Below are 24,817 nucleotides of genomic sequence, written 5' to 3' on the forward strand. Positions count from 1 at the left end.
GCTATTGGTCTAAGTTAATGTGTGCTTTCAATAAGTCGCTCAAGTTTTGATGCTTGATTCTTATGTGAAAATTCGCTCAACAATAATTCAGAGTCTTCTTTCCTTGGTAACCGGTCGTTTTCAAACATCTCCTCCAAAAACCCTCTGATATTATCTACTTCACTGTAGCTTAGTATTTCTCCTATGTCTTTGTCATTGATCAGGTCTCCCAAATCACTCTTCCGCTCCCCTAAACACAGAATCATACGATTTGCACCCAGATATTCGAAAAACTTAATAGGTAAACTCCACCGAGAATTATCTGTCTTATTAATTAACAAAAGCAACACATTACATTTCGCATATTCATCATGTAAAGCCTCATGGGGAAGATACCCAAGAAACTCAACCTTGTCTTTCAATGTCACAAGATTTTCAATCTCATCTCTGATGGTTTCAGCTACTATACCTCCTATTCTCACCTTAAGTTTATTAGCAAAAACTTGATTTTCTCTACACATCTGATCAAGCAATAACCATAGCTGCCTGGGATTCCTCAATTCATTAAGCATCCCGTAATATCCTATGGTAAAGTTTGCTTCTGGCAATGCAGCAGTGGAATTTTCCTTAACCGTAATTCCATTATTTAATACTTCAATGCCACCGAAGGATTGTGCGAGACGATTACTTACCGTCGTAGCGATATCCGCCTCTTTCAAGACTTTCCTCTCAAATTTTTTATGAATTGAATAAGCGATTGATGATGTTCTCAATTGCTCAAGTACGTCCCATTTGCTCCATGGATCTCGGAAATCTGCCAGCCATTTGATTCCTGTTTTTTTCTTAACTCTACGTCCTATCAAATGCATGCTATGTGGAGGGCCTGTTGTAATGATGGTAGGTATTCCAAGTTCAAGAACCAATTCACTTGCTTTTCTCGCTGCAGACTTTACCCAAAAAACACGGGGATCAGGAATAAATAAATTACCTCTTATCCAGATCATCAACTGATCTTTAAACGATTTTTTAGTTTTCTCCAGTACCAGGCCTTGCTGTACATTCTTTCTATTCTTGTTTCCAGTCAGTTTATGAAACAGGCTGAAGGGCTCCCAGATGGGGAGTTTAAATACAGGTATATCTTTGACCCTCTCTAACAGCCGCTCATCTTTAATATCAAACTGTGGGTTTTCTGGTGTCAGAATCATTGGTTCCCAGCCTCTTTCCTTCAATTGCAATGCAAAATTCAACCATCGCTGAACACCAACTCCACCGCTAGGAGGCCAATAATAAGTGATGATGAGAACTTTTCTATTTGTTTCCATTGGTTGGATGGCAAAACAACACAAATCAGGTTACTCTGTGAAGCGACTTTTGAATTAGTGATTTAATTTCCTCCAATTGGTCAGGACTAAACCAATGGATATCATCATACTTTCTAAACCATGTCAGTTGACGTTTGGCATATCTTCTGCTATTTCGCTTTAATAATCTAACTGCTTCATCTTTATCATATTCACCATCTATATGGCCGAAAATCTCAGAATAACCAACCGTTTGCAATGCATTATGCTCTCGGTATGGATACAATCTTTCAGCTTCTGCAAACAGACCCTGTTCTATCATGATGTCCATTCGCTGATCTATTCGGCTAAAAAGAAGCTCTCTATCCATATTTAATCCAATCTTCAAATGGTCATATGGCATTTCTATTTTCTTGCTTACTCTGAATGAGCTGAAAGGCTTGCCAGTTCCCCTGATTACTTCAAGTGCCCGAATAACCCGTTGGCCGTTTTGAAGATCCACTGTCTGGTAATACTCAGGGTCAGCAGCTTTCAATTCCAACTGAAGTGACTTCAGCCCATTTTCATCTAATTCTTCATTTAGTTTTCTCCTTACATCCGGCTCAATATTTGGCATCTCATCAAATCCCTCCCAAATGGCTTTAAGGTACAACCCGGATCCACCTACAGCAATTACTGTCTGATTGTGCTGATGCAATTCACAGATTTTATCTACTGCATCCCGACCGAATTCGCCAGCACTGTACAGTTCATCGATGGAATGAGAGTTTATGAAATGATGCGTGACAGAATGCAGCTCCAGAGGCCCAGGCTTTGCCGTGCCGATAGTCATTTCTTTGTAGAACTGCCTTGAATCCGCGGACACTATTTCCGCATTCAGCCATTCAGCTAATAGAATTGACAAACCAGTCTTTCCGACAGCCGTGGGCCCTACGATAGATATTAATATGGGTTTACTGATTTTTGACATCTTTCAATAGGCTAAAATGCCTAATTTTAATGCTTATGACATCATTTGTAAATAAAGATATTCAGGGCTGCAATTTAAACGTCATTGAAGCATTGTGGCCATTTTATATAAGGGCTTAGTCCTCGATATGGCAGAGGTGGAAAACGATATTAATCAGCTAAAGAAGAAAATAGCTAACCTGGAGGCTCAGCTCGACAATACCCAACGTGACTATTATACGTTGGTTGAAAAAACCAATCAAAACCTCAAAGATCTATTTGATAATTCTAATGACCTGATCATCATCTTTAAAAGAACAGGTGAAATCCGCTTTGCCAATGAAGCGGTGAAAAAAAAGCTGGGTTATGATGAGGACGAAATAACCAGCATGAAGTTTTTGGAAGCTGTCCATCACGAGTACCAAAGAGGCACACTTCAAAACATTCTAAAAATTACAGCAGGCAGCAGGTTTGAACGTTTCGAAACCGTTTTGATTTCCAGGTCAGGGAAAAATATTTATGTGACTGGAAAGATGACGTCTGTTTTCGAGAACGACGAGCCCGTCGAATACAGGTGCGTTTTTTATGATATAACAGAGCGAATTAGAGCTGAGAGTGCACAAAGTCTCTATTACCAGATTGCGAATATCACAATTACTGAAAATGATCTGGAGCAACTGTACAAAAACATTTACCACCAGCTCAACCAGATGTTGAAGGTTCAAAATTTCCACATCTCACTTCAGGAAGGGAAAAAGTATCAACAAATTTTCTTCATCAACGAAAAGGCTGATGCACATGATTTCACTCTCGATGTAGATCGTTCATTAATGGATTACACGCTACAAAGAGATAGGTCGCTAATCATTTATCAGGACGGGATAGAAAAAATAAGCCAACAGGAAGGAATAGATTTCAAGGATCCAATACCTAAGATCTGGCTTGGTATAATCATTAGAACTGCGACAGATACTGGTGTAATGTCTATTTGTAGCTACCAGGATCAAAGTGCCTTTAACAACAAAGACCTGGAGCTTCTAGATTATATCGGTGGTCAAATAAGTCTGGCAATGGAACGCCAGCATAAAGAAGAAAAAATAGAGAACCAGGCGGCTACACTCGGTGCAATTTTCGATAGTAGTACACATGAAATCTGGTCTGTTGACAAAAAATTTAGGTTTACATCGTTTAACCAGAATTATGAAGTAGCCTTTAAGAAATACTACGGGTTTAAACCTAAGATAGGCACCAGCATTACGGAAGTCGCAAACGATCAGTTAACCGATGATATTAGAGATTTCTGGATGTCAAAGTATGAAGAAGCCTTCACTGGTAAATTCATCAACTTCCAAACAAACAACCTGGATAAGAAAGGGAAAATGGTATGGCGTGAGGTTTTTGTCAACCCTATTTTCCTTCCCAATGGTAGAATTGAAGAGCTTTCAATCATTGCCAATGACATCACCGAAAAGAAAGAGTCTGAAAGTGCCCTTATTGCCAGCGAGGAGAAGTTTAGAACCATCTTCGAGTCATTCCAGGATATTTATTTCAGGTGCAATATGGAGGGCATTATTACCATGATCAGTCCGTCTGTTCAGGAAGTCCTCAGTTACTCTCCGGATCAGGTTATTAACATGCCTGTGATGCAGTTTGCTGACAAAGCCAGACAAGTGAGAGAAATAGGGGCACGGATTAAAAAAGAAAACAGGATAAGAAACGTTGAAGGAACCTTAAATACTGCACACGGGAAAAAGCTGCAGTTCTTGTTCAATATCCGATTGATCCATAAAGATGATGGATCTGTTGAAATAGAAGGTGTAGCGAGAGACATTTCACAGCTAAAAAAGACCAATGAAGAGCTAAAACGAGCGAAAGAAATGGCCGAGCGTTCATTAAAAATAAAGGAGCGGTTTCTGGCAAACATGAGCCATGAGATTCGTACTCCAATGAACGGAATCATCGGAATGATCGACCTTTTGGCAAGCACAAAGCTGAATGGTGAACAATCAGAATATGTGAAGACAATCAATAAATCTTCGCAAACTTTGCTCAATATCCTGAATGACATCCTTGACTTGTCTAAAATCGAGGCTGGAAAAATGGATTTGAGACAACAGCCGCTGCACTTGGTGAAAACAATAGAAAAAGTTTATGACTTGTTCTCTCAGCAAGCTTCATCCAAAGACAATAATCTTTTTTATCACATTGATGATCGAATTCCTGAATGGGTGATTGGGGATGAAACCCGATTGATACAAGTCCTGTCGAATCTGACCTCAAATGCCATAAAATTTAGCGAAAATAAAGGCAATATCAACATGAGCATACGATTGCTCAAGAAAAGGGGTAAACAATATGTTTTTAAAGTTGCGATCAAAGATTCTGGGATAGGTATATCAGATGAAGATCAAAAAAGCCTTTTCCAAAGCTTTCACCAGCTGGACAATAGCAGCACCAAAAATTTTGGAGGAACAGGGTTGGGATTAGCAATCTCTCGCGAGCTAGTAAAATCAATGAAGGGTGAAATTGGAGTGGTGTCTACTCCAGGTCTTGGCAGTACGTTTTGGTTCACTTTCATGGGAGAGGAAGTTTCTGAAGATCAAATTAATACTGCACAACCAGACAAACCATTCACGAAAGAATTTACCGGAAAACAACCTAAAATATTGCTTGTGGACGACAATGATGTAAACCGGAAGGTTGCCAGCAGCATTATGATCAAATCAGGTTGTCAAATAGAAGAGGCATATGATGGCTTTCATGCAATAGAAAAGGTAGAAAAAACCAATTTCGACCTGATATTCATGGACATCCAAATGCCAAAAATGGATGGTATTAAAGCAACTCAAGAAATCAGAAAGCTTAAATATGGATCAAATACCCCCATTATTGCCATGACAGCCTATTCTATGGAGGAAGACAGGGAGCGATTTCTAAAGGCCGGTTTAGACGACTATCTTGCGAAACCAATTAAGGCCGACATGCTCATAGATAAAGTGAAGAAATGGGTGGATTTCAAACCAATAGAAGTTTCTATCGAGTCTATTGTGGAAAAAGCTGAAGATCTTGCAATCAATCAAAATACACTTAACCAATTGGCAAAATTTGGTGGATATGAATTGATAGAATCTACACTCAAGGAGTTTGAAGAGGAAGCCGAGGAATTAGTTGCCAATACCGAAAAGCATCTTTCATCCGAAGATTATGAAAAAATGAGAGGTGAATTACATACCCTAAAAGGGAATGCAGGGACACTGGGAGTAGAAAAACTATCGAAGCAGGCGGCTTCTATGGAAAAACGACTAAAAGAAAATAAATTTGAGGGTATGGAAGGTGAAGTGCAGCATTTAAAAGCGCTGTTTCAGGAGTTTAAAGAAAGTAGCCAAAACCTATTAGTCACCAATGAGTAAAAAAATAATTGTAGCCGAGGACAGCAGTGTCATTCAAAACCTAACGAAGAAAATTCTTTCACAGCTTAACTATGAAATTTCATCTGTTAAAAACGGGCAGCAGGTACTTGACCTGTTACAGAAAGAGGATTATAGCCTCGTTTTGCTAGACATTCATATGCCGATAATGGATGGAATGGAATGCGCAAAGCAAATCAGAAGCATGCCTGGAAATAATAGTGAAATTCCAATTGTTGCAATCACAGGCAATGCCAACAACTATACTATGGAAGATTTTGAAGAAGTCGGGATCAATGCTTTTATACCTAAACCCTTAAACTATGACTCGGTTGTGGAAATGGTAAAGAAGTATACGGATGACAATTAAATACACCAATCACTTTCTTCATAAGCTGGAGGACATCATGTCGGAAACAGATTACATTCTCCGATATGAAAAAGGGAACTTCCAATCAGGCTATTGCATTCTAAATGAAAGCAGAGTAGCGGTGATCAATAAATTTTTCGCATTAGAAGGAAAGGTCAATAGTCTCATTGAGATCATACGATCTATCAAAGTAGACTCCAGCAAACTCAGCGAAGGAAACAGAAAACTTTACTCTGAAATCACTAATAATCAACTTCAATTGTGAAGATCACATTCCTTGGAACAGGCACATCACAAGGGATTCCGGTTATTGGTTGCAAATGTGAGGTTTGCAGTTCAGTAGACTACCGGGATAATCGCCTGAGATCATCCATTTTGGTAGAGATCGATGGAACACACATAGTAGTGGATACCGGACCGGATTTCAGACAACAAATGCTCCGAGAACGAGTAGACAAACTAGACGCAGTATTATTTACACATGCACACAAGGATCATGTTGCCGGGCTGGATGACATACGAAGCTTCAACTTTTTGCAAAAAAAAGACATGCCTATTTATGCTACCTCACATGTATTGGGGCGGCTGAAACAGGAGTTTTCCTACATTTTCGAAGACAGTAAGTATCCGGGTGTTCCACGAGTAGATACAAATCCAATTGAGAATGAGACTTTTCAAATCAATGGAATTGATATTCAGCCAATTGAAGTTATGCACTACAAACTCCCAGTTCTGGGATTTCGTTTTGGAGACTTCACGTATATCACCGATGCAAACCACATCGCTGAAGAAGAGAAAGAAAAGATCAAAGGATCAAAAATTCTGGTTCTCAATGCATTACAGAAAAAAAGTCACATCAGTCACTTTAATCTGGAAGAAGCTTTGGAATTGATTGAGGAACTAAAGCCGGAAAAGGGATACTTGACGCACATTGGTCATTTCATGGGAACGCACTTTGCGGTATCAAAAGAGTTACCAGAGAATGTGGAAATTGCGTGGGACGGGCTGAAGCTAGTAATCTAGTTACTAGTTTCTGGTTATTTTCATTACATGAAAAGTTATCGAGATTTAGATATTTATAAAGAGGCTTACCAACTTGCTATTGAAATACATAAGGTGAGCCTCAAGCTTCCTTCCTATGAATTATATGAGCAAGGCAGCCAAATTAGAAGAGCGAGTAAGAGTATAAAAGACAATATTGTTGAGGGATATGGAAGAAGGAGATATAAAAATGATTTTCTAAAATTTCTTGTATATGCTCAAGCGTCCTGCGATGAAACCACCTCACAATTGGACATGATCAGTGATATTCATTACAATGAAAAACCTCTAAATGAACTTAAATCTGCCTACGACCAACTTGGTAGAAAAATAAATTCATTCAATACGTTGAATCAAGCTGGAAATAACAACCAGTCAACTAGCAACAAGCAACCAGAATGTTCCACAATTACTTTTTTCTAAAACGTCTGGTTAAAGAACTGGAAGAGCGACTAAAAGGTCTGACTCTACTGGAGTGCTTCTCCCAAAACAAAGACGAACTTATTTTGGGGTTTGGCGATCCAAATCAGTCATTTTATATAAGAGCAAACCTTGATCCCAATGTATCGCTCCTCTCATTTCCTGAAGATTTTGCACGTGCCGGTAAAAACAGTGTAGACCTTTTCACAGACTTACTTGACAAAGAAATCACCGGCGTTTCTGCCTTTAAATACGAGCGGTCTTTTCAAGTCGAATTAGGAGAAGATGCATTGATATTTAAAATGCATGCACGAAGAGCCAATATTCTCCATAGCATAAACAATGAGATTGTAAACATCTTTCGCAAGAACCTGAGTCAGGATTTTGAGATACTACCAACAGCTTTAAATCAGAACATTGAAATCTCTGAATCAGCATTGGTTGATAACAATTACGATCCAACATCCTTGATTCCTGCCTTGGGTAAGGAAACCAGGTTGTACCTGGAACAAACCGGATACTACGAAAAGCAAGACGTAAAGAAATGGGCGTTGTTCAATCAACTGTTATCACAGCTTGAGAGTAATCCGATCTACTTACATGATGGACCATCTATCAGTTTGCTTAATGGCTCACCTGAAAATACTAATTCAGCCGTATCAGCTACTAATTGGTTGTATAACAAGACTGTCAGGAACTTCTATTTTGAGAAGGAAAAATCACAGGCAATCAACAAGCTGAAGCAAAAGATCAAAAAGTCGGAGAACTATATATCAAAGACTAAGACTAAACTCCGGCAGGTTGAAAATGCGAGAAGTCCGGACGAAGTGGCCAATATATTGATGGCCAATCTTAACAGTCTGCAAACCGGGCTATCCAAAGCAGTGCTACATGATTTCTATACAGATGAGCCTATTGAGATCAAGCTTAATCGCGAGTTAAGCCCTCAGAAAAACGCAGAGAATCTATACCGAAAAGCTAAAAACAGGCATCAGGAAATTGATTCACTTAAGGAAAATATTGCAGCCAAAGAAAAGCTAATTGATAAGCTAAGTAGACAGATTCTGCGCATTGACGAAATATCGGACACCAAAGAGCTAAGAAAATACCTGAAAGACTATGGATTAGGCCAGAAGGAAAAAGTAAAAGTGGAGCATCTCCCCTATCATGAGTTTGAGTATGACGGTTGGCAAATCCTCCTTGGCAAGCATGCGAAAGCCAATGACGAGTTAACACTGAAAGTAGCGAATAAAAACGATCTCTGGCTTCATGCCAAAGATGTGGCAGGGTCGCATGTGGTTGTACGCCAAAAGCCCGGACAAAACTACCCAATACATATCATTGAAAAAGCAGCTGCGTTGGCTGCCGCCAACTCCAAACGAAAAACCGATACCCTTTGCCCTGTTATCTACACACAAAAAAAATTCGTGCGGAAAATGAAAGGAGCTCCTGCCGGCCAGGTCATTGTGGAAAAAGAAGAGGTAGTGATGGTGGAGCCGAAGACACTAAACTGAGGCCACCAGCAAGTAATAGCGAAGTACCTGTCTGATAATTTATAGTCATCAAGTAAAATGCTTCTTCAATGAGCTAAAAATCTTTTACAGGAGCTTTCAAAACCTACTCTCACTGGCTTCTTCCTTGATCCGATCGGCCTCCTCTTTGCCGAGGTAACGATCAATCAAATAGTGCCCCAGATAAATAACAGGAGTTAGTGCTATGGCTACAATAAACTTGTAGATATAATTGAGGGAGCCTACTGAGATCACTTGCGAAAAGTCCCATCTATTCTCAGCGGGTGCCAGAATGTAAAAGGCAATAGCCAGCACAACAAAGCTGTCAATAAGCTGAGAAATAAGCGTTGAGCCTGTTGCTCTTAACCATATCATTTTCTCGCCGGTAATTTTTCGCAAACGCTGAAAAATAATCACATCTAATAGCTGACCGATCAAAAATGCAATGATAGAACCTACAATAATCCCCAGCCCCTGGGTGTATATTTTATTAAATGCGTAATTCATATTGAAGTAGTTCCCTTCTGGATCTGCATTGTTGACTTCAAGCCAAAAGGCGGCTGGACTTAGCTTGGTCACCAGCCAAATCATCAGAAAAGCATAGGTAATGCAACCAACAGCAATCAGACTGATCTTTCTCACACCGGCCTTGCCAAAGTACTCGTTAATGATATCAGTAGTAATAAAAACCACTGGCCAGATCATGACCCCTGCGGTCAGATTGAAATCCAATGTGTAGCCGAAAACATCAAGGTTGGCTGGCTGCCAGCCAAGTGTTTCTTCAAGTGAAAAAATTTTTACGCCTATAAGCTCGGCAAGTATAGCATTGGTCAAAAAGACAGCTCCGAGAATGATGAAGAGGTTTTGTTTTTTATTTCCCATCCACAACGAATTTAGTACCCTCTATTGCAAGTTCTGTATTTGGAAATACCGCCTTGGCTTCATTAATGATTGGATCTAATTCCTTATACCTGGCAGAAAAATGTCCTAAGATCAATTTCCCTACATTCGCTTCTTTTGCATACTGTGCGGCTTGCTCAGCTGTTGTATGATAGGTCTGCTCCGCCCGGTCTTTCATGTCATTCGCAAACGTAGCTTCATGATAGAGCATATCTACCCCTTCAATCATCTTTTGCAGTTCGGGCCGAAGCTTTGTATCTGAAAAAAAAGCATAGCTAAAACTTGGGTTAGGATCCATTGTAAGTAGCTTGTTTTCATATTTTACCGATCCATCTTCATTCAGGATATCTTCTCCATCTTTCAGTCGAACAATATCCAGGTTGGACAACTTCACTTCAGGTAACATTTTGCGATTGATCCTACGCTTTTTTGGTTTTTCCTTAAAGAGGTATCCGGAACATGGCACCCGATGATCCATAGGGAGAGCTGTGACATTGTATTTAGGATGATCCAAAACAATTGATGTTTCACCGGGCTTAAACTCAGTGAAATCAATCGGAAAATTGAGAGCAGTTTCTGAGTGTCTAAGCTGCAATTGTATGATTTCTTTGAGCCCGGGAGGGCCAATCAGTATCAATTCTTTTTTTCTACCAAAAAGATGCATGGTTGAAAGTAAACCGATCAACCCAAAATAGTGATCTCCATGAAGGTGAGAGATGAAGATATGATCAATGCGGGAAAGCTTTACCTTATTTCGCTTCATTAAAAGCTGGGTACCTTCCCCACAGTCAATCAAAAACTGCTGATCCTGAAGTTTAAATAATTGCGCAGTGTGATGCCGACGATGTGCAAACGCCGCTGAATTAGATCCTAGTATTAAAAGTTCAAGGCTCAACTTTATTCAGCTGCACCCTGACCTTTTTGAATGGCAGACAATAAAACAGCATCTGCTGCCTCTTCCTGACTTTTAACAACTGTCATCACTTTATCAAGCTGGCTAATGGAAATTAGCTTCATGACATGGTCTGTTACGTTATAGAGCACGAATGCGCCTGACTCACCGAATGATCGATTCCCCACAAGCAAAGCACTCAAACCACTGGAATCCACGTATTTCACAGTCTCCATATTAACGATCAGGCTTTTAACTCCATCCTGTGCCAGTTTCATGAATTCTGATTTCAACTCTGGCGCCATGGTAGAATCAACTTTTTCCTGATTGATTTTCGCCATTGAATAGTTTTCGTATTTATCGACTGCAAATTCCATTATTCTACTATTTGTATGATTTCCTCTTTAATTCGGGCTAATTTATTTGAGTATTCGTCCTTAACAAACTTTTCTCCCGAGATGTTCTCGTAAAGTTCAATATATCTTTCAGAAATTAAGGTAATTCTTTCATCCGGCATTTCAGGTATCTGCTGTCCTTCCTTCCCCTGAAAACCTTCAGATATCAGCCATTGTCTTACGAACTCTTTCGAAAGTTGTTTCTGCGGCTCATTTTTTTCTAATAAACTCCGGTATGGTTCAGCATAAAAATACCTGGATGAATCAGGTGTATGCACCTCATCTATTAAGAAGATTTGCCCATTATACTTTCCGAATTCATACTTTGTGTCCACCAGAATCAATCCACGATCTGCTGCTATTTTTGTTCCTCTTTCAAAAAGTTTTCTCGTATAGTCTTCTAACTGCACATAGTCTGACTCAGAAACAATTCCTTGATTTAAAATTTCTTCCCTTGAAATATCTTCATCATGTCCTTCATCTGCCTTGGTTGTAGGAGTAATTATTGGAGTTGGAAACTTTTCGTTTTCGCGCATTCCCTCAGGCATGGATACTCCACACAATATTCTCTTCCCATCGCGATACTCCCTCCAGGCATGACCAGTGAGGTAGCCACGAATGACCATCTCTACTTTGAACGGTTCGCACCGCTTACCAAATGTCACGTTAGGGTGAGGGGTTGACTCTACCCAGTTTGGAACAATATCCTTTGTTGCTGCCAAAAATTTAGCCGCTAGTTGGTTCAAAACCTGCCCTTTAAATGGGATAGGCCTTGGTAAAACCACATCGAATGCAGAAATCCGATCGGTGGCAATCATAGCCAATTTATCGCCAAACTCGTATACTTCGCGAACCTTTCCGGTGTATTTTCCGGTTTGTCCTTTAAATTGAAAATTGGTGGAAATGATGCCTTCTGACATAGACGGCAAATATAGCTCCACGATAACGATTGCTCCGAAGTGGAATGAAAAAAGTAATCTTTCTTATTGCTGTTTGTGTTGGCTGTGAATTTCGGATATCGGATGAAGATGCCAAAGAAGACTTCCGAGATAACACCGTTGCTATTTCATTCGGCAATCTGGAATTGGAAGGTAGAAGCATCCATTATGCCTTTACTAATCAGGGCAGGGATAAACTTGCTGTGTTTATTCATGGATCTCCGGGCTCATGGAATGCATTTATTGATTTCTTCAAGAATGATACACTATTAATAGATTTTGATCTTCTTGCGATCGATCGTCCGGGATTTGGTGGGTCAGGTTTTGGGGAAGTAGAGCGGTCAATAAAAGCACAGGCAAGCTTCATGAATCAGGCAATAGCACAATTCGAACAAGACGTAAAGGTGATTATTGGACATTCATTAGGTGGACCGGTTGCTGCCAGAATGGCCATGGACTTTCCTGAAAACTATCATGGGATGGTGTTAGTAGCTCCATCCATCGATCCCGAGCTTGAAGAAGAAGAATGGTTTAGAAAAGTGATAGACACAAAAGTTGGGGCATTTTTCACGCCAAAGGAATTTGAAGTGAGCAATGCTGAAATAATGGGATTAAAGGAAGAGCTGGAAGAGATGCTGCCGCTTTGGGAACAAATAATAATACCAACGATAATTATTCAAGGAAGCGAGGATTCGCTGGTGCCTAAAGAAAATGCAGCCTTCGCGAAAAGGATGTTGTCGGATACTATATTGGAAGTTAATCTGTTAGAAGATGTGAATCACTTTATTCCCTGGACACATCCGCAGGAGATAGTAGATGCGATCCGCAAGCTTGCAAATCGCAAATGACCTATCATCCATAGCTAGACACTAAGTGTCTGTTTCATAAATGTCTCGCACTTTTCCTTGCTGCCAATATATAGGATGCTAAAACCTTTCTTTACCATCCAGTCACCTGTTTGTGATTTTGTTAATCGGACCCTGTCCTTATCTTCTCTTTTGGCGAAAAATTTAAAAATATTCATGGTGCGTATTTTTAGTTTTACATCAATAATGCGTTCTCTAAATATTTTTCGCATTTCTTCTTCGATCCGATATATAAAATCTTAAACCCTTTCTTCACCATCCACTCATTGCCATCCTTTGTCTTGGCAATTTTGACCCGTCTGGGATTCCTTCTACCTGCAAATAATTCTAAAATGCTCATATACTAAAAGAACGTGATTTATTTATAAAATTGCATCTTTCAAATATTAAACATAAATATAACAATTTTTGTTTCAAATTAATACAATTTTTTATAAATATTTTCATATTTAAAAATAAATACGGCATAAAAAAAGGCAATGCCTGGTGAGATGCATTGCCCAAGGTGAGGTATTTTCCTCTAGCTGATTCTTACATTGCGTGACTCATGTAGGTCTCGCACTTATCTTTAGATCCGATATAAAGTACAGTTGATCCTTTTCTAACCACCCACTCTCCAGCTGACTCTTTTTTCATTTTCAACTTGTTTTCATCAGTCGATTTTCCAAGAAGTGTTTTTACAAATTTCATTCTGCTTTATGATTATCGTTGATTTATATTTTGTTGAGAACAAATTTAATTATTTCAAGCATATAATTAAAATAATTAAATAAGTTCTTTAAAAAATGCAATTAAAAATAAGTTATCACCTTATTAATCGATAAAATCGTATGTTTTGTCCTATTTGATAGTGCTAAATAGTATGCACGCCTACCACTTGATCAGTGCAGAAGCCCAGGTGAACCCGCTTCCAAAGGCAGCCAGGCAAACAAGATCGCCTTCTTTGATCTTACCCTCTTGCCAGGCTTCACTCATTGCTATTGGGATAGATGCCGCTGTAGTATTCCCATACCGCATAATGTTGTTATAAACCTGATCATCCGACAGTCCCATTTTCTTTTGAACGAATTGGCTTATTCGCAAATTAGCCTGATGGGGTACAAGCAAGTCTATCTCTTCCGGCTTATGATTATTGGTGGCTAATGCCTCCCCAATCACTTCCATAAAACGTGTCACGGCATGCTTGAAAACAAAGTTTCCATTCATATATGGATAGTATGAGGCATCTTCGGGATCGTTTTCCTTAATGATTTCAGGAACCCATCGTCCGGTACTTGGACCGATGAGTGCCAATTCCTCGGCATGTTTCCCTTCAGAATGCAGGTGAGTGGATAAAATTCCTTTGCCGGAATCTTCACAACGCTGCACTACCGCAGCTCCAGCCCCGTCTCCAAAAATCACGGTCACTCCCCTGCCGCGTGAAGACTTCTCTAGTCCTCCTGAGTGATTTTCTGCTCCAATCACAAGCACATTCTTATACATTCCTGTTTTTACAAACTGATCGGCAATAGAGATTCCATAAACAAAACCGGAGCATTGATTTCTTACATCCAAAGCTCCTATTTCTTTTACACCAAGTTGTTCTTGTACCATAACACCCGGTCCGGGAAAGTAATAGTCAGGGCTAAGTGTAGCGAAAATAATGAAGTCAATATCATCAGGTGTTAATCCTGCATTTTTGATAGCTATCCGAGCGGCCTTTGTTCCCATCGTGGAAGGGCTATCTCCTGTTTTAGGATCTACCCATCTGCGTTCTTTAATTCCTGTTCGTTCTGTAATCCATTCGTCGTTGGTGTCCATCATTTTGGACAGGTCATCATTGGTCACAACATTATCGGGTACATAATGTCCTAGACCTGCAATAGTTGAGGTATACATGCTGTTTATTTTGATCTAATATACAGAAAAGAGGAATGAATTATCGGACGATAGACTTAATAAGTACTGTGTATTTCATCGTCAATAAGCATCTCCTAAGGATTGTCTCCTATGTGAAAATCTTTCAGGTATGTGGTACTTGTACCTCCTGTTGAGTGTATTTCAAAATCTTCCAACGAAGTTACCTCCCTCGTATCATTCATTTTGATTTCAACCTCATAGACGTCATCTGCATTGATTTGCATTTCATATCGTCCATTTTCATCTATTGGTGAGAAAAAGTACATATCTGTATACTCCACTGGCCTAAAAAATATCCTTGCATTCGTAATAGGTTGACCGGTAGCACCATCTATCACACGTCCTTTTATTTTAACCGTATGTATCTCCCAAAAGAAGAAAATATCATAATCGCCTATGGTATGCAGCCTGTTGGATGTGAAGTAGCCAGACATTTGATCTGCATTCAACTTAAAGTGTATCTCATCATCCGGTGAGTTAACTGGAAATCCAAGATTTTCCGGTTCTGACCAGGTTAATGTATTGCTGTCAAATTCGGATTTGAATATATCATAACCACCCATGGTTTCATGACCATCAGAAGCAAAATAGAGTGTTTTCTCATCAGGGCTCAAATATGGACTGTCTTCATTGTATTCGCTGTTTATGGTAGTAGCGAATAATGCAGGCTTACTCCATTCGCCGGATTCAGGATCTTTGATGGATTGAAACAAGTCAAGATTCGGATCTTTACTACTGCCAACATTTTTTGAGAAAATGATTCGATCTTCATGTTCATTAATAAAGAAATGAGAGCTTAAATGTGTGGTAGAGATTTTACTGTCAAACTCTTTAGGTACTGACCACCCTGTTTTGGAATCAGTTGGTTCACTATAAAAAAGATCACCCCCTTTATCAGTTCTAAATTGAAAAAGTCTACCATCTTCGGCAACCACTTCAATGTTCGAATTTTCTCTGGTAAAAGTTCCCACATTATAAATCACTTCCGGCTCAGACCAGGAACGACTTCCCTCATGCCTGCTATGATAAATTTGAAATTGATCAGGCCTTTGAGGATCACGATTTGAAAGGAATAAAAGCTCTTCTTTATCTGCGAAATACACTGGACTTAGTTCAGCATACTCCGTATTTAATCCCCTCTCCAACAGGTGAATTTCATAAAACTTTGGATTGTCCATAAACTTCTTTGCCGCCACCGCCCAATTGGCCCATCTGCGTGCTTCTTCCAGGATGATGTCACTCTTCTTGGCTGGCAAACTGATAAACTTTTTGAGTGACTCAAGAGCCTCTTCAAATTCATACTCCTTCATCAGAATTCTGCCCTCCCAGTAATAATAGAACTTATCTCTTGCACCCATCACTTCTTCGAAGCTATAAAAGGGCTCCATATCTTCATATTGGGTTATTGACAAAAGCTTACATATTTCAATTTTATACTGAATATCCTCATAGTTTTCTTCAATTTCTTCAATCTCCAGATATTTGGTCAAGGCCTCTCCAAACTTCTCATCATAAAAAACTTCTTCTGCTTCCTTATACATTTTAAAAATACTCTGACTCTGGACATCAGTAAATAGTAGCAATGTGAGTGCAATCAACGATATGCGAATAGTACCTATCATATTTCCAATAACAATTCCTTTACAAGTCTAAATAAATAACCCTAAACCTCTATGAATAAATAAGTTAAATGCCATGCTTTTTCAAGCAATCAATACGTATAAATACGATAAAATAAATAACTAGGTCTATAATCCACCAGACAAAAAACAGATGTAATTCAGTGAGTTATAAAAACATACGTGAAATTTATCATTTGTATGCAACCCCTCTATTTTTATCCAGTCTTTAAACTGAACTAACCTTAGAAATTGAAAGCAACAACGGTGAATATACATGCCGACCTGATAGCCAGGTGCCGAGATGATGATCGTGCTGCACAGTTTGAGATTTACAATCTGTACAACAAGGCGATGTTTAATACGGCATTGCGGATCACTGGCGACATGGATGATGCTGAGGATGTTTTGCAGGAAGCATTCGTAAGCGCATTCCAAAAGCTCGACAGCTATAGGGAGGATGCTTCATTTGGAGCATGGCTTAAGCGCATAGTGATAAACAAAGCACTTAACCATGTACAAAAGGTGAAAAAAGATTTAATGCTTGTTGAAGACATAAAAGAAGAAGCAAGTGAATATGAACCTGAAAAAACTGAGCCGAATTATTCAGTTGACCAGATTAAAAACGCAATAAAATTATTGCCTTCAGGCTTCAGAACGGTACTATCACTCTACCTATTCGAGGGGTATGACCATAAAGAAATAAGTGAAATACTAGGGGTTACAGAATCAACTTCTAAGTCTCAGTATAAACGAGCAAAAGATAAATTGAAAATGATTGTAACACAGGAGGTGAATTATGGGTGATCAACTAGAAAAATTTATCATGGAAAACCGAGAGGTGTTCGATGATGCCACTCCATCAGAAAATGTTTGGAAAGGGATTGATAATGATCTGAGCAAGAAAAGATCAATCTGGCCTACTGTGTGGAAAGTGGCAGCTATGCTTTTCATGGCTTCAACCATCTTTCTTATGATCGATCGAAACGCTGAAGTTGAGGAAGGCCCTTACCTGAGTGAAGAATTTAATCAGGCTGAAGACTACTATGTGAAATTAATCTCGCAACGTAAACAAGAAATAAAAGCTCAACTCACTCCTGAGCAACAAGAACAATTTTTGGTAGAGATCGACCAACTGGACTCTATGTATGTAGAACTAAAGAAAACCTACCAGACCAATGCTTCCAATGACCGTGTGATGGATGCGATGATCAATAACCTGCAATTGAGACTTGACATCCTGAACAAACAACTGGACATTTTACAAAACATCAAAAACCAAAACAATGAAAACGATATATCAATTGAAATATAAACTTCTCACCTTATGCTTTTTAGTATCCCTGGCAGGTCTTGCAAAAGGCCAGGATGAAAAGAAAAAGTATGTTGAGAAAAACTACAAAGTGAGTGCTACTACCAAACTGAAGATTGAAAATAAGTTTGGCAAGGTTGAGATAAACTCATGGACAAAAAATGAATTTGACATCAAAGTTGAAATCATCGGAAAAGGACGAAATGAAGATCGGGCACAACGAATATTGGATGCCATAGAAATTGACATCACAGAAAATAGCTCAGAGATTTATTTTGAAACAGAGATAGATGACATAAACAATAAAAACGAAGAAGGATTCGAGGTGAATTATACGGTATACATGCCCGACGGCAACCCTCTGGAGATCAAAAATAGCTTTGGTGATGTTGCAATGGGTGACCGTGATAATGACCTGACAATAAGCGTATCTTATGGATCCATGAGAGTAGGTGACGTGAGCGGTGATGCCTCTATTAAAGTTTCATTCGGTAATGGTTCAGTGGGCAGAATCAAAGATGGAGAAGCTACCATCAAATACAGCGATTTTGAAATTGACGGTGCGGATAAACTGGACTTAAAGCAAGGTTTCTCTGACATTGAAATTGGAGATGTAATGGACCTGGAATTGGAAAGCAAATACGGAAAAGTAGAAATAGAAAAAGCTGGAAAAGTTGACGCAGACGCACACTTTTCGGGCTTTGATATAGAGGAACTGACTGGTAGTTTGGAGCTCGACTGCAGCTATCTGGGAGATTTTAAAATTGACAAACTGGCAAAGTCATTTACTTTGATTGATATTGACGGAAAATTTGGATCGTATGAAATTGGACTTGAAGATGGAATGAACGCTGATATCAATGCTGAGTTCTCATTCTCTGACCTGAAGTACGCTTCTGATGTAGATGCCACCTTCAACTACCGGGTGAAGGAATCAAATAAAAGCATATACAAGGGCAAAATTGGAAAAGGTGACTCAAACAAAATGATCCGGATTGATTCGAGCTACGGCAACCTCAAGCTGAAAATGGACTAGATACTTAGGACTAGATAAAAGAAAAGACTGCAATTTTTGCGGTCTTTTTTATTGAGCATCTAGAAAATCTATCTCAGCTCTAAATGGAAAATTCATTAGGTAGCCATGAGCCTCCTGTATGGTCATTTCATCATGAATGATTTTATAAAGAGTCTCAGTAATCGGGCATCTTACTTTATAAGATTCAGCTAGCTGATTGACAATATTGATCGTTTTAACTCCCTCTGCCACCTCTTCCATTGAGTCAATAATTTCATTCAATGTTTCGCCCTTAGCTAACCTGTATCCAACAGTGAAATTCCTACTTAGGTTGGATGTGCAGGTAGCAATAAGGTCTCCCACCCCTGCCAGTCCTAAAAACGCCTGTGCATTTCCGCCAAGGGCTTTACCGATGTAAACCATTTCGACTAGCCCTCGGCTGATAAACAGAGATTTTGCATTCTCTCCCAAATCCATTCCTGCAATGGTACCTGCTCCCACAGCTATGATGTTTTTCAAGATTCCGCACAGTTCAATGCCGATTAAATCTCTGCTCCCATAAATCATAAACCGATCATTTTTTAAGAGCCTTTGTCCGGTTTTTATCACCTCATCAAAATGTGAAGCCACCACCGTGGCTGCCGGCTTTCTCTGATCTAATTCTCGAGCCAGATTTGGACCTGCAAGACAACCTACCCGTAGCACAGAAGTTTCTTCTTTTATGACCTCCGAAATGGTTTTCACATGCTCCCTGGTTAGTGGGTTATTGGAGGTGATTTTCTGCTGTTTGGGTACGAAAAGATCAAACCCCTTAGTTCCATGAATAAGTACATGGTATGGTCGAAGGTGTGGTGCCAATTTGATCACCATATCACGGAAATTAGCTGAGGGAACCATTGGAAAGATTACTTCACATTTTGAAGGTATTTCCTCGAGGTTATTGGTCACCTCAATGTTTTCATGGAGCTTTTGTCCTGAGCTTACACGCTCCTTTGTTATTGTTTTTGTTTTTTCCGGATCGCGCACGTATAAAATCACCTGAGACTCATTCTCGGCAAGAATGTTTGCCACAGCTGTACCAAAGCTTCCCGCTCCAATTACACCTACTATTTCCTTAGATGTATTTTTCGAGCCCATAGCCGTTCATTCTGTTATGATAATAATAGAGCGTATTCGTATCCTGCACGATGATTTTATCTTTCTTCTTAATCAAAGGTCGTTGATCATGATATAAGCCGACATTCGCAAGCCCATGTGCGATTGAGTCTGTTGCGCGCTCCTTCATATGGTCAGCCATATCTACCAATCCCTTTTTATGCAACTTTTCAATACGTGTTCTCAATTTTTTATACTTAGCCTTAAATTCTTCATAATCTAATTCTAAGTCTTCATCCGGCAATCGTAGTACGTGATAAAGATCCAATTTTGGGTTTTGTCTTTCAAGCATTTTAAATGCCGTATATGCTACCAGATGACTTGCAAAAACACGATTGTACTTGTGATACTCCTCAACTACACGTTTTGCTAACACCCGCACATATTCATTTTCTCTTTGTGCATCGAAAGTGATTTTTTTATCCCTTAGGAAATAATCTTTTACATTGATTGGGTTACCGTTTTTATCAAAGCTGTTTCCCTCGTCATCCACATAATTTCCGAGAATGTCCATTCCTTTTCCCACATTCACAGAGATATCAGATCCTTTTGTGAAAAATTTAAACATGAAAGTTGAAAGCTTATAGCTCGTTGAAAACTCATCAGCCTCCACATAGTACCGTTCTCTTCCTGTTCGCTTCAAATGTTCTTTTATTAGAGATGGCGCCTCAAGGGTAAAGTGATAATTAATCACAACAGGTACGATAAACACTTTCCTGACATTATCAGGATCGTCCGCATTCAGATAAAGCTCTCTTTGAGCTTCTATTGCTGTACTCAGCAAGCCAACTTTAAGCGAGGATTCGATCTCACCTGATCGTGAGCGAGTGCCTCCTGGGAAAAAGAGTGAATGACAACCTCTTTTCATAGCATTTCTCGAATATGTCTTTAGGGTCTCCAGGTAGATTGGGTTTTTCTTTCTTCTATCTACCTTGTATGCTCCGAGGCTATTCATGAAGTAAGCCAATATCTTAATATTGAAAAGATTAAGACCAGCACCATATATGAATGGAGGCAAACCTAAATAGTGAATGGCCCATCCAATCAAGATGGAATCAAGATTGCTGAAATGCGTTGGCACCATGACAACCGTACCCTTTTTTGCCAGGTTTCTGATGTGTTCGGTTTCACCAATCACATGTAGTTTATCATCAATATCCAGCTGCCGGCTAAATAGTGATAAAAGTCCCTTAACACGAGCCGCATTTAGTAGCCTCGCAAAACCAAAGGTGACAAAACTCTGCGCAAACCGATATGCTGACTTTTTAAAATTCCCAGAAATCTCTTCCGAATATCGCAGAATAATTTCCTTCAGAATCTCCTTTTCCTGTTGATCCCGATCTTTGTCATCCGGGTTTATATCCAATAACCTGGCCTGAACATTTTTCCAGTAAACTTTTTCATCCGGTGGGTCTACCTTCCAAGGGTTGGCTTTCATCCGTAGCTTTTCCCTGTGGATTGTCATTTCTATTTCCTCGCGTATAGTGCCTCTTTTATTGGATAAAAAGTGATCATACGCCTCGTTTGTGACCTCCTCTATGAAAGTTTTTCTATTCCTGGACAATTTTACAATTGGCCATTCGCTCTTATCTGGAACAATTTCTGAATATCTGACTTTCTTTCGACCCATTTACCTGCTTTAGAAATTGGCGGAAAGATAATTCGAATTAGATAAGTTTGAGGTCTTAATTATTTAATCCGACTATGAACAAAGGTTTTCTATCTGTTTTATTGATGCTGCTCATATTTAGCACCAATGGTCAACACACGGTAGCGAGAAAATGGAATGAAGTATTACTTGAAGCGATACGAAATGATTTCGCAAGACCAACTGTGCATGCACGAAATCTACTTCATATATCAGCTGGAATGTATGATGCCTGGGCCATACACAAAGAAAATACTGACCCCTATTTCCTGAAGGAGGATAACTTAATTACTCAATGTGAGATTGCGAATTTCAATCCAAATGAGGATTTAGCTGTCTCGATGGATAAAGCCATTAGTTATGTTGCTTTCAGATTAATAAAACATCGATTCTTGCTGTCGCCAGGTGCTTTTGAAACCTATATGTTAGCTGATTCATTGATGGATGCTCTGGGCTATGACCGAAACATAACATCCACAGACTTTTCTACCGGATCTTCAGAAGCCCTTGGCAACTACATTGCAGAATGCATTATTCAATACGGCTTACAAGATGGAGCTAATGAAGAAAATGATTACGAAAATCAATTTTACGAACCAGTTAATCCACCACTCCTACCCCATGAGCCTGGAAATCCTAACATACAGGATCCAAACAGATGGCAACCCTTAACACTCGAAACTTTTATTGATCAGTCCGGCAATGAAATACCAGGTGATACACCACCTTTTTTAAGTCCGGAATGGGGAAGCGTAAAACCTTTTTCACTATCAGAAGATCAATTTATTATCAATCAGCGCAATGAGCATGACTATAAAGTCTACATTGATCCGGGCGATCCTCCTTACATAGAAAGTGATCCTGAGAATTATAAATGGGGGTTTTCACTTGTAAGTCTTTGGTCCGCGCATCTGGACCCTGCTGATGGAGTCATGTGGGATATTTCTCCTCGATCGATCGGCAACTTAAGTACATACCCTGATTCGTTTGATGACTATGCTGATTTTTATAGCTATCAGGATGGTGGGGATAATAGTCAAGGCCACACTGAAAATCCGATTACGGGTGAGCCATATGAAGAGCAGATGGTTCCAAGAGGGGACTATGCTAGAGTACTCGCAGAGTTCTGGGCTGATGGGCCTGACTCTGAAACACCACCGGGTCATTGGTTTACCATTTTGAACTATGTAAGCGATCACCCACTGCTTGAGAAGAAAATTGCTGGTGAAGGCCCTGTTGTAGACGACTTGGAATGGGATATCAAATCCTACTTTTTACTTGGTGGTACGATGCATGATGTCGCCATTTCCTCCTGGAGTTTAAAAGGCTGGTATGACTATATCCGCCCCGTTTCTGCCATTCGTTACTTGAGTGACCAAGGGCAATCATCAGATGAAAGCCTACCAAACTATGATCCAAATGGCATTCCTCTGGTTGATGGATTTATTGAGCTTGTAGATGAAAATGACCCACTTGTTGGAGCGCAAAACGAACATTTAAACAAAATCAAAGTGTATGCCTGGAGAGGACCTGATTTTATTTCGGACCCTGAAACTGACATGGCTGGTGTTGGTTGGATTCTGGCCGAAAACTGGTGGCCATATCAGAGACCTTCTTTTGTTACACCTCCATTTGCAGGATTTGTTTCCGGGCACTCTACCTATAGCCAGGCTGCCGCAGTTGTAATGTCACTATTTACTGGCAGTGAGTACTTCCCAGGTGGCATTGGTGAGTTTGAGGCTAAGCAAAATGAATTCCTTGTTTTTGAAGAAGGGCCTAGTGTTGATGTAATATTACAATGGGCAACCTATAAAGATGCCGCCGACCAATGTAGTTTATCCAGGATATGGGGAGGCATTCACCCACCCGCAGATGATATACCAGGAAGAAAGATAGGACTATTGATAGGTTCACAAGCCTATGAAAATGCATTCAGATATTTTGATGGATTGACAACCTTAAGTACAGAGAATCCTAAGCCTGCATTAATTTATCCTAATCCGGCCAAAGACTACATAACTATTCAAGGGCTGGAAGGTGCTGGTACCATTGAAATCTATTTGGCAAGTGGTGCTAAAGTCTTTGAGAAAACCACTAAGAACTTAAAGAATCATCAAATCGATATTAGTGAATTGAAACAGGGACTGTATTTACTTAAAATCAATTCTCAAAACGAATCTCAATCTATCAGGTTTATAAAATAAATGCCGCTTAGCCTAAAGACCATACAAGCTCCGGTCGCCACCGAGATGGAGGAATTTGAAAAAAAATTCCGTCAGTCCATGAAAAGTAAAGTGATGTTACTGGACAAAATAACCGGGTACATTGTGCGCCGAAAAGGGAAGCAAATGCGACCATTATTTGTGTTTCTCAGTGCTGGAGCCACTGGTCAGATTTCCGAATCAACCTATAGAGGAGCAGCACTTATTGAGCTTTTACATACCGCCACACTGGTTCATGATGATGTGGTGGATGATGCCAATACGCGTAGGGGATTCTTTTCTATCAATGCGCTATGGAAAAATAAGATTGCAGTTCTTGTAGGAGATTTTCTTCTTTCCCGAGGGTTGATTCTCTCTATGGAAAATGGTGATCATGGACTCCTACGGATTACCACAGAGGCCGTGAAAGAAATGAGTGAAGGCGAACTTCTTCAAATGGAGAAGGCACGTAAGCTTGATATCAACGAAGAAATCTACTTTGAAGTCATTCGTCAAAAAACCGCTAGCCTAATCACTTCATGCTGTAAAGTAGGTGCTGCATCTGCCGGAGCTGATGAAGAAATGGTAACTAAAATGGGGGAGTTTGGGTTAGCAGTCGGCATGGCCTTTCAAATCAAAGATGACCTTTTTGATTATGGCACTTTCGAGATAGGAAAACCGAGGGGCATTGATATCAAGGAAAAGAAAATGACTCTTCCGTTGATCTACGCACTTAATAAGGCTTCAAAACTTGAAAAAAGGCGGATCAAAAAGCTGGTAAAACGAGCTGAGAAAAAACCAAAGCTGGTTTTTGATGTAATTGATTTCGTGAAAGCTTCCGGAGGCATTGAGTATGCGATCTCCGTGATGGAAGACTACCACAAAAAAGCCAAAGACATTCTTCAAACGCTTCCCGAATCTCCATTTCGAAATTCACTTGAGGATTTGGTGCAGTTTACCATTGAGCGAACAAAGTAAGTTTCGTCATCCCTTCTTATGT

Annotated in this window: 23 protein-coding genes; 12 read left to right on the forward strand and 11 right to left on the reverse strand. The window is 39.7% G+C overall.

Features of this window, described 5'->3' with window-relative positions; all coding sequences use genetic code 11:
• Positions 1-14 precede the first annotated feature (14 nt).
• Positions 15-1,301, reverse strand: a complete 1,287-nt coding sequence (locus CHB71_RS11410) for a glycosyltransferase family protein (protein ID WP_089357058.1) — start codon at positions 1,299-1,301, stop codon at positions 15-17.
• 25 nt (positions 1,302-1,326) lie between these two features.
• Positions 1,327-2,250: a tRNA (adenosine(37)-N6)-dimethylallyltransferase MiaA gene (gene miaA / locus CHB71_RS11415; RefSeq protein WP_089357059.1), complete on the reverse strand. Its 924-nt coding sequence runs from the start codon at positions 2,248-2,250 to the stop codon at positions 1,327-1,329.
• A gap of 127 nt (positions 2,251-2,377) precedes the next feature.
• Between miaA and CHB71_RS11420 the strand changes: the two genes are divergently transcribed.
• From CHB71_RS11420 to CHB71_RS11445, 6 genes are read left to right on the forward strand one after another with little or no spacing between them, the layout of a single operon-like run.
• The gene (locus tag CHB71_RS11420; RefSeq protein ID WP_089357060.1) at positions 2,378-5,638 is read left to right on the forward strand and encodes a PAS domain S-box protein; all 3,261 of its coding nucleotides are present in this window, start codon (positions 2,378-2,380) and stop codon (positions 5,636-5,638) included.
• On the forward strand, positions 5,631-6,005 hold the full coding sequence (locus CHB71_RS11425) for a response regulator (RefSeq protein ID WP_089357061.1): 375 nt from the start codon (positions 5,631-5,633) through the stop codon (positions 6,003-6,005). The genes CHB71_RS11420 and CHB71_RS11425 overlap by 8 nt, the downstream gene beginning before the upstream one ends.
• Positions 5,995-6,270 (forward strand): hypothetical protein, encoded by a 276-nt coding sequence (locus CHB71_RS11430; protein ID WP_089357062.1) that lies wholly within the window; start codon positions 5,995-5,997, stop codon positions 6,268-6,270. The genes CHB71_RS11425 and CHB71_RS11430 overlap by 11 nt, the downstream gene beginning before the upstream one ends.
• The gene (locus CHB71_RS11435; RefSeq protein ID WP_089357063.1) at positions 6,267-7,028 is read left to right on the forward strand and encodes an MBL fold metallo-hydrolase; all 762 of its coding nucleotides are present in this window, start codon (positions 6,267-6,269) and stop codon (positions 7,026-7,028) included. The genes CHB71_RS11430 and CHB71_RS11435 overlap by 4 nt, the downstream gene beginning before the upstream one ends.
• Positions 7,029-7,055: 27 nt before the next feature.
• Positions 7,056-7,469, forward strand: coding sequence for a four helix bundle protein (locus tag CHB71_RS11440; protein ID WP_144017405.1), 414 nt, complete (start codon positions 7,056-7,058; stop codon positions 7,467-7,469).
• Positions 7,445-8,980, forward strand: coding sequence for an NFACT RNA binding domain-containing protein (locus CHB71_RS11445; RefSeq protein WP_089357064.1), 1,536 nt, complete (start codon positions 7,445-7,447; stop codon positions 8,978-8,980). Before CHB71_RS11440 ends, CHB71_RS11445 begins: the two co-directional genes overlap by 25 nt.
• Positions 8,981-9,076: 96 nt before the next feature.
• Here the strand turns inward: CHB71_RS11445 and CHB71_RS11450 are convergent, their stop codons facing one another.
• From CHB71_RS11450 to CHB71_RS11465, 4 genes are read right to left on the reverse strand one after another with little or no spacing between them, the layout of a single operon-like run.
• A complete protein-coding gene (locus tag CHB71_RS11450) occupies positions 9,077-9,859 on the reverse strand; it encodes a queuosine precursor transporter (RefSeq protein ID WP_089357065.1) in 783 nt (260 codons plus the stop codon).
• Positions 9,849-10,772: a ribonuclease Z gene (locus CHB71_RS11455; RefSeq protein WP_089357066.1), complete on the reverse strand. Its 924-nt coding sequence runs from the start codon at positions 10,770-10,772 to the stop codon at positions 9,849-9,851. Before CHB71_RS11455 ends, CHB71_RS11450 begins: the two co-directional genes overlap by 11 nt.
• Before the next feature lie 2 nt (positions 10,773-10,774).
• Positions 10,775-11,146, reverse strand: a complete 372-nt coding sequence (locus tag CHB71_RS11460) for an STAS domain-containing protein (RefSeq protein WP_089357067.1) — start codon at positions 11,144-11,146, stop codon at positions 10,775-10,777.
• Positions 11,146-12,084, reverse strand: a complete 939-nt coding sequence (locus CHB71_RS11465) for a phosphoribosylaminoimidazolesuccinocarboxamide synthase (protein ID WP_089357068.1) — start codon at positions 12,082-12,084, stop codon at positions 11,146-11,148. Before CHB71_RS11465 ends, CHB71_RS11460 begins: the two co-directional genes overlap by 1 nt.
• Positions 12,085-12,128: 44 nt before the next feature.
• Between CHB71_RS11465 and CHB71_RS11470 the strand changes: the two genes are divergently transcribed.
• Positions 12,129-12,950, forward strand: a complete 822-nt coding sequence (locus CHB71_RS11470; protein WP_089357069.1) for an alpha/beta fold hydrolase — start codon at positions 12,129-12,131, stop codon at positions 12,948-12,950.
• A 549-nt stretch (positions 12,951-13,499) separates the two neighbouring features.
• Here the strand turns inward: CHB71_RS11470 and CHB71_RS18820 are convergent.
• The 3 genes from CHB71_RS18820 to CHB71_RS11480 form a co-directional block, all read right to left on the reverse strand.
• Positions 13,500-13,658, reverse strand: a complete 159-nt coding sequence (locus CHB71_RS18820; RefSeq protein WP_179213389.1) for a hypothetical protein — start codon at positions 13,656-13,658, stop codon at positions 13,500-13,502.
• Between the two features lie 180 nt (positions 13,659-13,838).
• Positions 13,839-14,846, reverse strand: coding sequence for a 3-oxoacyl-ACP synthase III family protein (locus CHB71_RS11475; RefSeq protein WP_089357070.1), 1,008 nt, complete (start codon positions 14,844-14,846; stop codon positions 13,839-13,841).
• A gap of 95 nt (positions 14,847-14,941) precedes the next feature.
• Positions 14,942-16,408: a TolB family protein gene (locus CHB71_RS11480; protein ID WP_179213390.1), complete on the reverse strand. Its 1,467-nt coding sequence runs from the start codon at positions 16,406-16,408 to the stop codon at positions 14,942-14,944.
• Positions 16,409-16,738: 330 nt separating this feature from the next.
• On the opposite strand from CHB71_RS11480, the gene CHB71_RS11485 reads away from it, so the two are divergent.
• From CHB71_RS11485 to CHB71_RS11495, 3 genes are read left to right on the forward strand one after another with little or no spacing between them, the layout of a single operon-like run.
• Positions 16,739-17,293, forward strand: a complete 555-nt coding sequence (locus CHB71_RS11485) for an RNA polymerase sigma factor (protein WP_089357072.1) — start codon at positions 16,739-16,741, stop codon at positions 17,291-17,293.
• Positions 17,286-17,801, forward strand: a complete 516-nt coding sequence (locus CHB71_RS11490; RefSeq protein ID WP_089357073.1) for a hypothetical protein — start codon at positions 17,286-17,288, stop codon at positions 17,799-17,801. The genes CHB71_RS11485 and CHB71_RS11490 overlap by 8 nt, the downstream gene beginning before the upstream one ends.
• Positions 17,773-18,834, forward strand: coding sequence for a DUF4097 family beta strand repeat-containing protein (locus tag CHB71_RS11495; RefSeq protein ID WP_089357074.1), 1,062 nt, complete (start codon positions 17,773-17,775; stop codon positions 18,832-18,834). Before CHB71_RS11490 ends, CHB71_RS11495 begins: the two co-directional genes overlap by 29 nt.
• Before the next feature lie 48 nt (positions 18,835-18,882).
• Here CHB71_RS11495 and CHB71_RS11500 read toward each other — a convergent pair whose 3' ends face one another.
• A complete protein-coding gene (locus tag CHB71_RS11500) occupies positions 18,883-19,950 on the reverse strand; it encodes an NAD(P)H-dependent glycerol-3-phosphate dehydrogenase (protein WP_089357075.1) in 1,068 nt (355 codons plus the stop codon).
• Positions 19,928-21,598 carry a 1-acyl-sn-glycerol-3-phosphate acyltransferase gene (locus CHB71_RS11505; protein ID WP_089357076.1) on the reverse strand — a complete coding sequence of 557 codons (1,671 nt, stop codon included), beginning with the start codon at positions 21,596-21,598 and terminating at the stop codon, positions 19,928-19,930. Before CHB71_RS11505 ends, CHB71_RS11500 begins: the two co-directional genes overlap by 23 nt.
• Before the next feature lie 74 nt (positions 21,599-21,672).
• Here CHB71_RS11505 and CHB71_RS11510 point away from each other — a divergent pair, with 74 nt between their 5' ends.
• Together CHB71_RS11510 and CHB71_RS11515 are read left to right on the forward strand one after the other, a co-directional pair.
• A complete protein-coding gene (locus CHB71_RS11510; protein WP_089357077.1) occupies positions 21,673-23,820 on the forward strand; it encodes a T9SS type A sorting domain-containing protein in 2,148 nt (715 codons plus the stop codon).
• Positions 23,821-24,795, forward strand: a complete 975-nt coding sequence (locus CHB71_RS11515; RefSeq protein WP_089357078.1) for a polyprenyl synthetase family protein — start codon at positions 23,821-23,823, stop codon at positions 24,793-24,795. It begins immediately after the preceding gene.
• Positions 24,796-24,817: the final 22 nt, after the last annotated feature.

It is taken from the genome of Ekhidna lutea (assembly GCF_900188325.1).
GTDB classification, from domain to species: domain Bacteria; phylum Bacteroidota; class Bacteroidia; order Cytophagales; family Cyclobacteriaceae; genus Ekhidna; species Ekhidna lutea.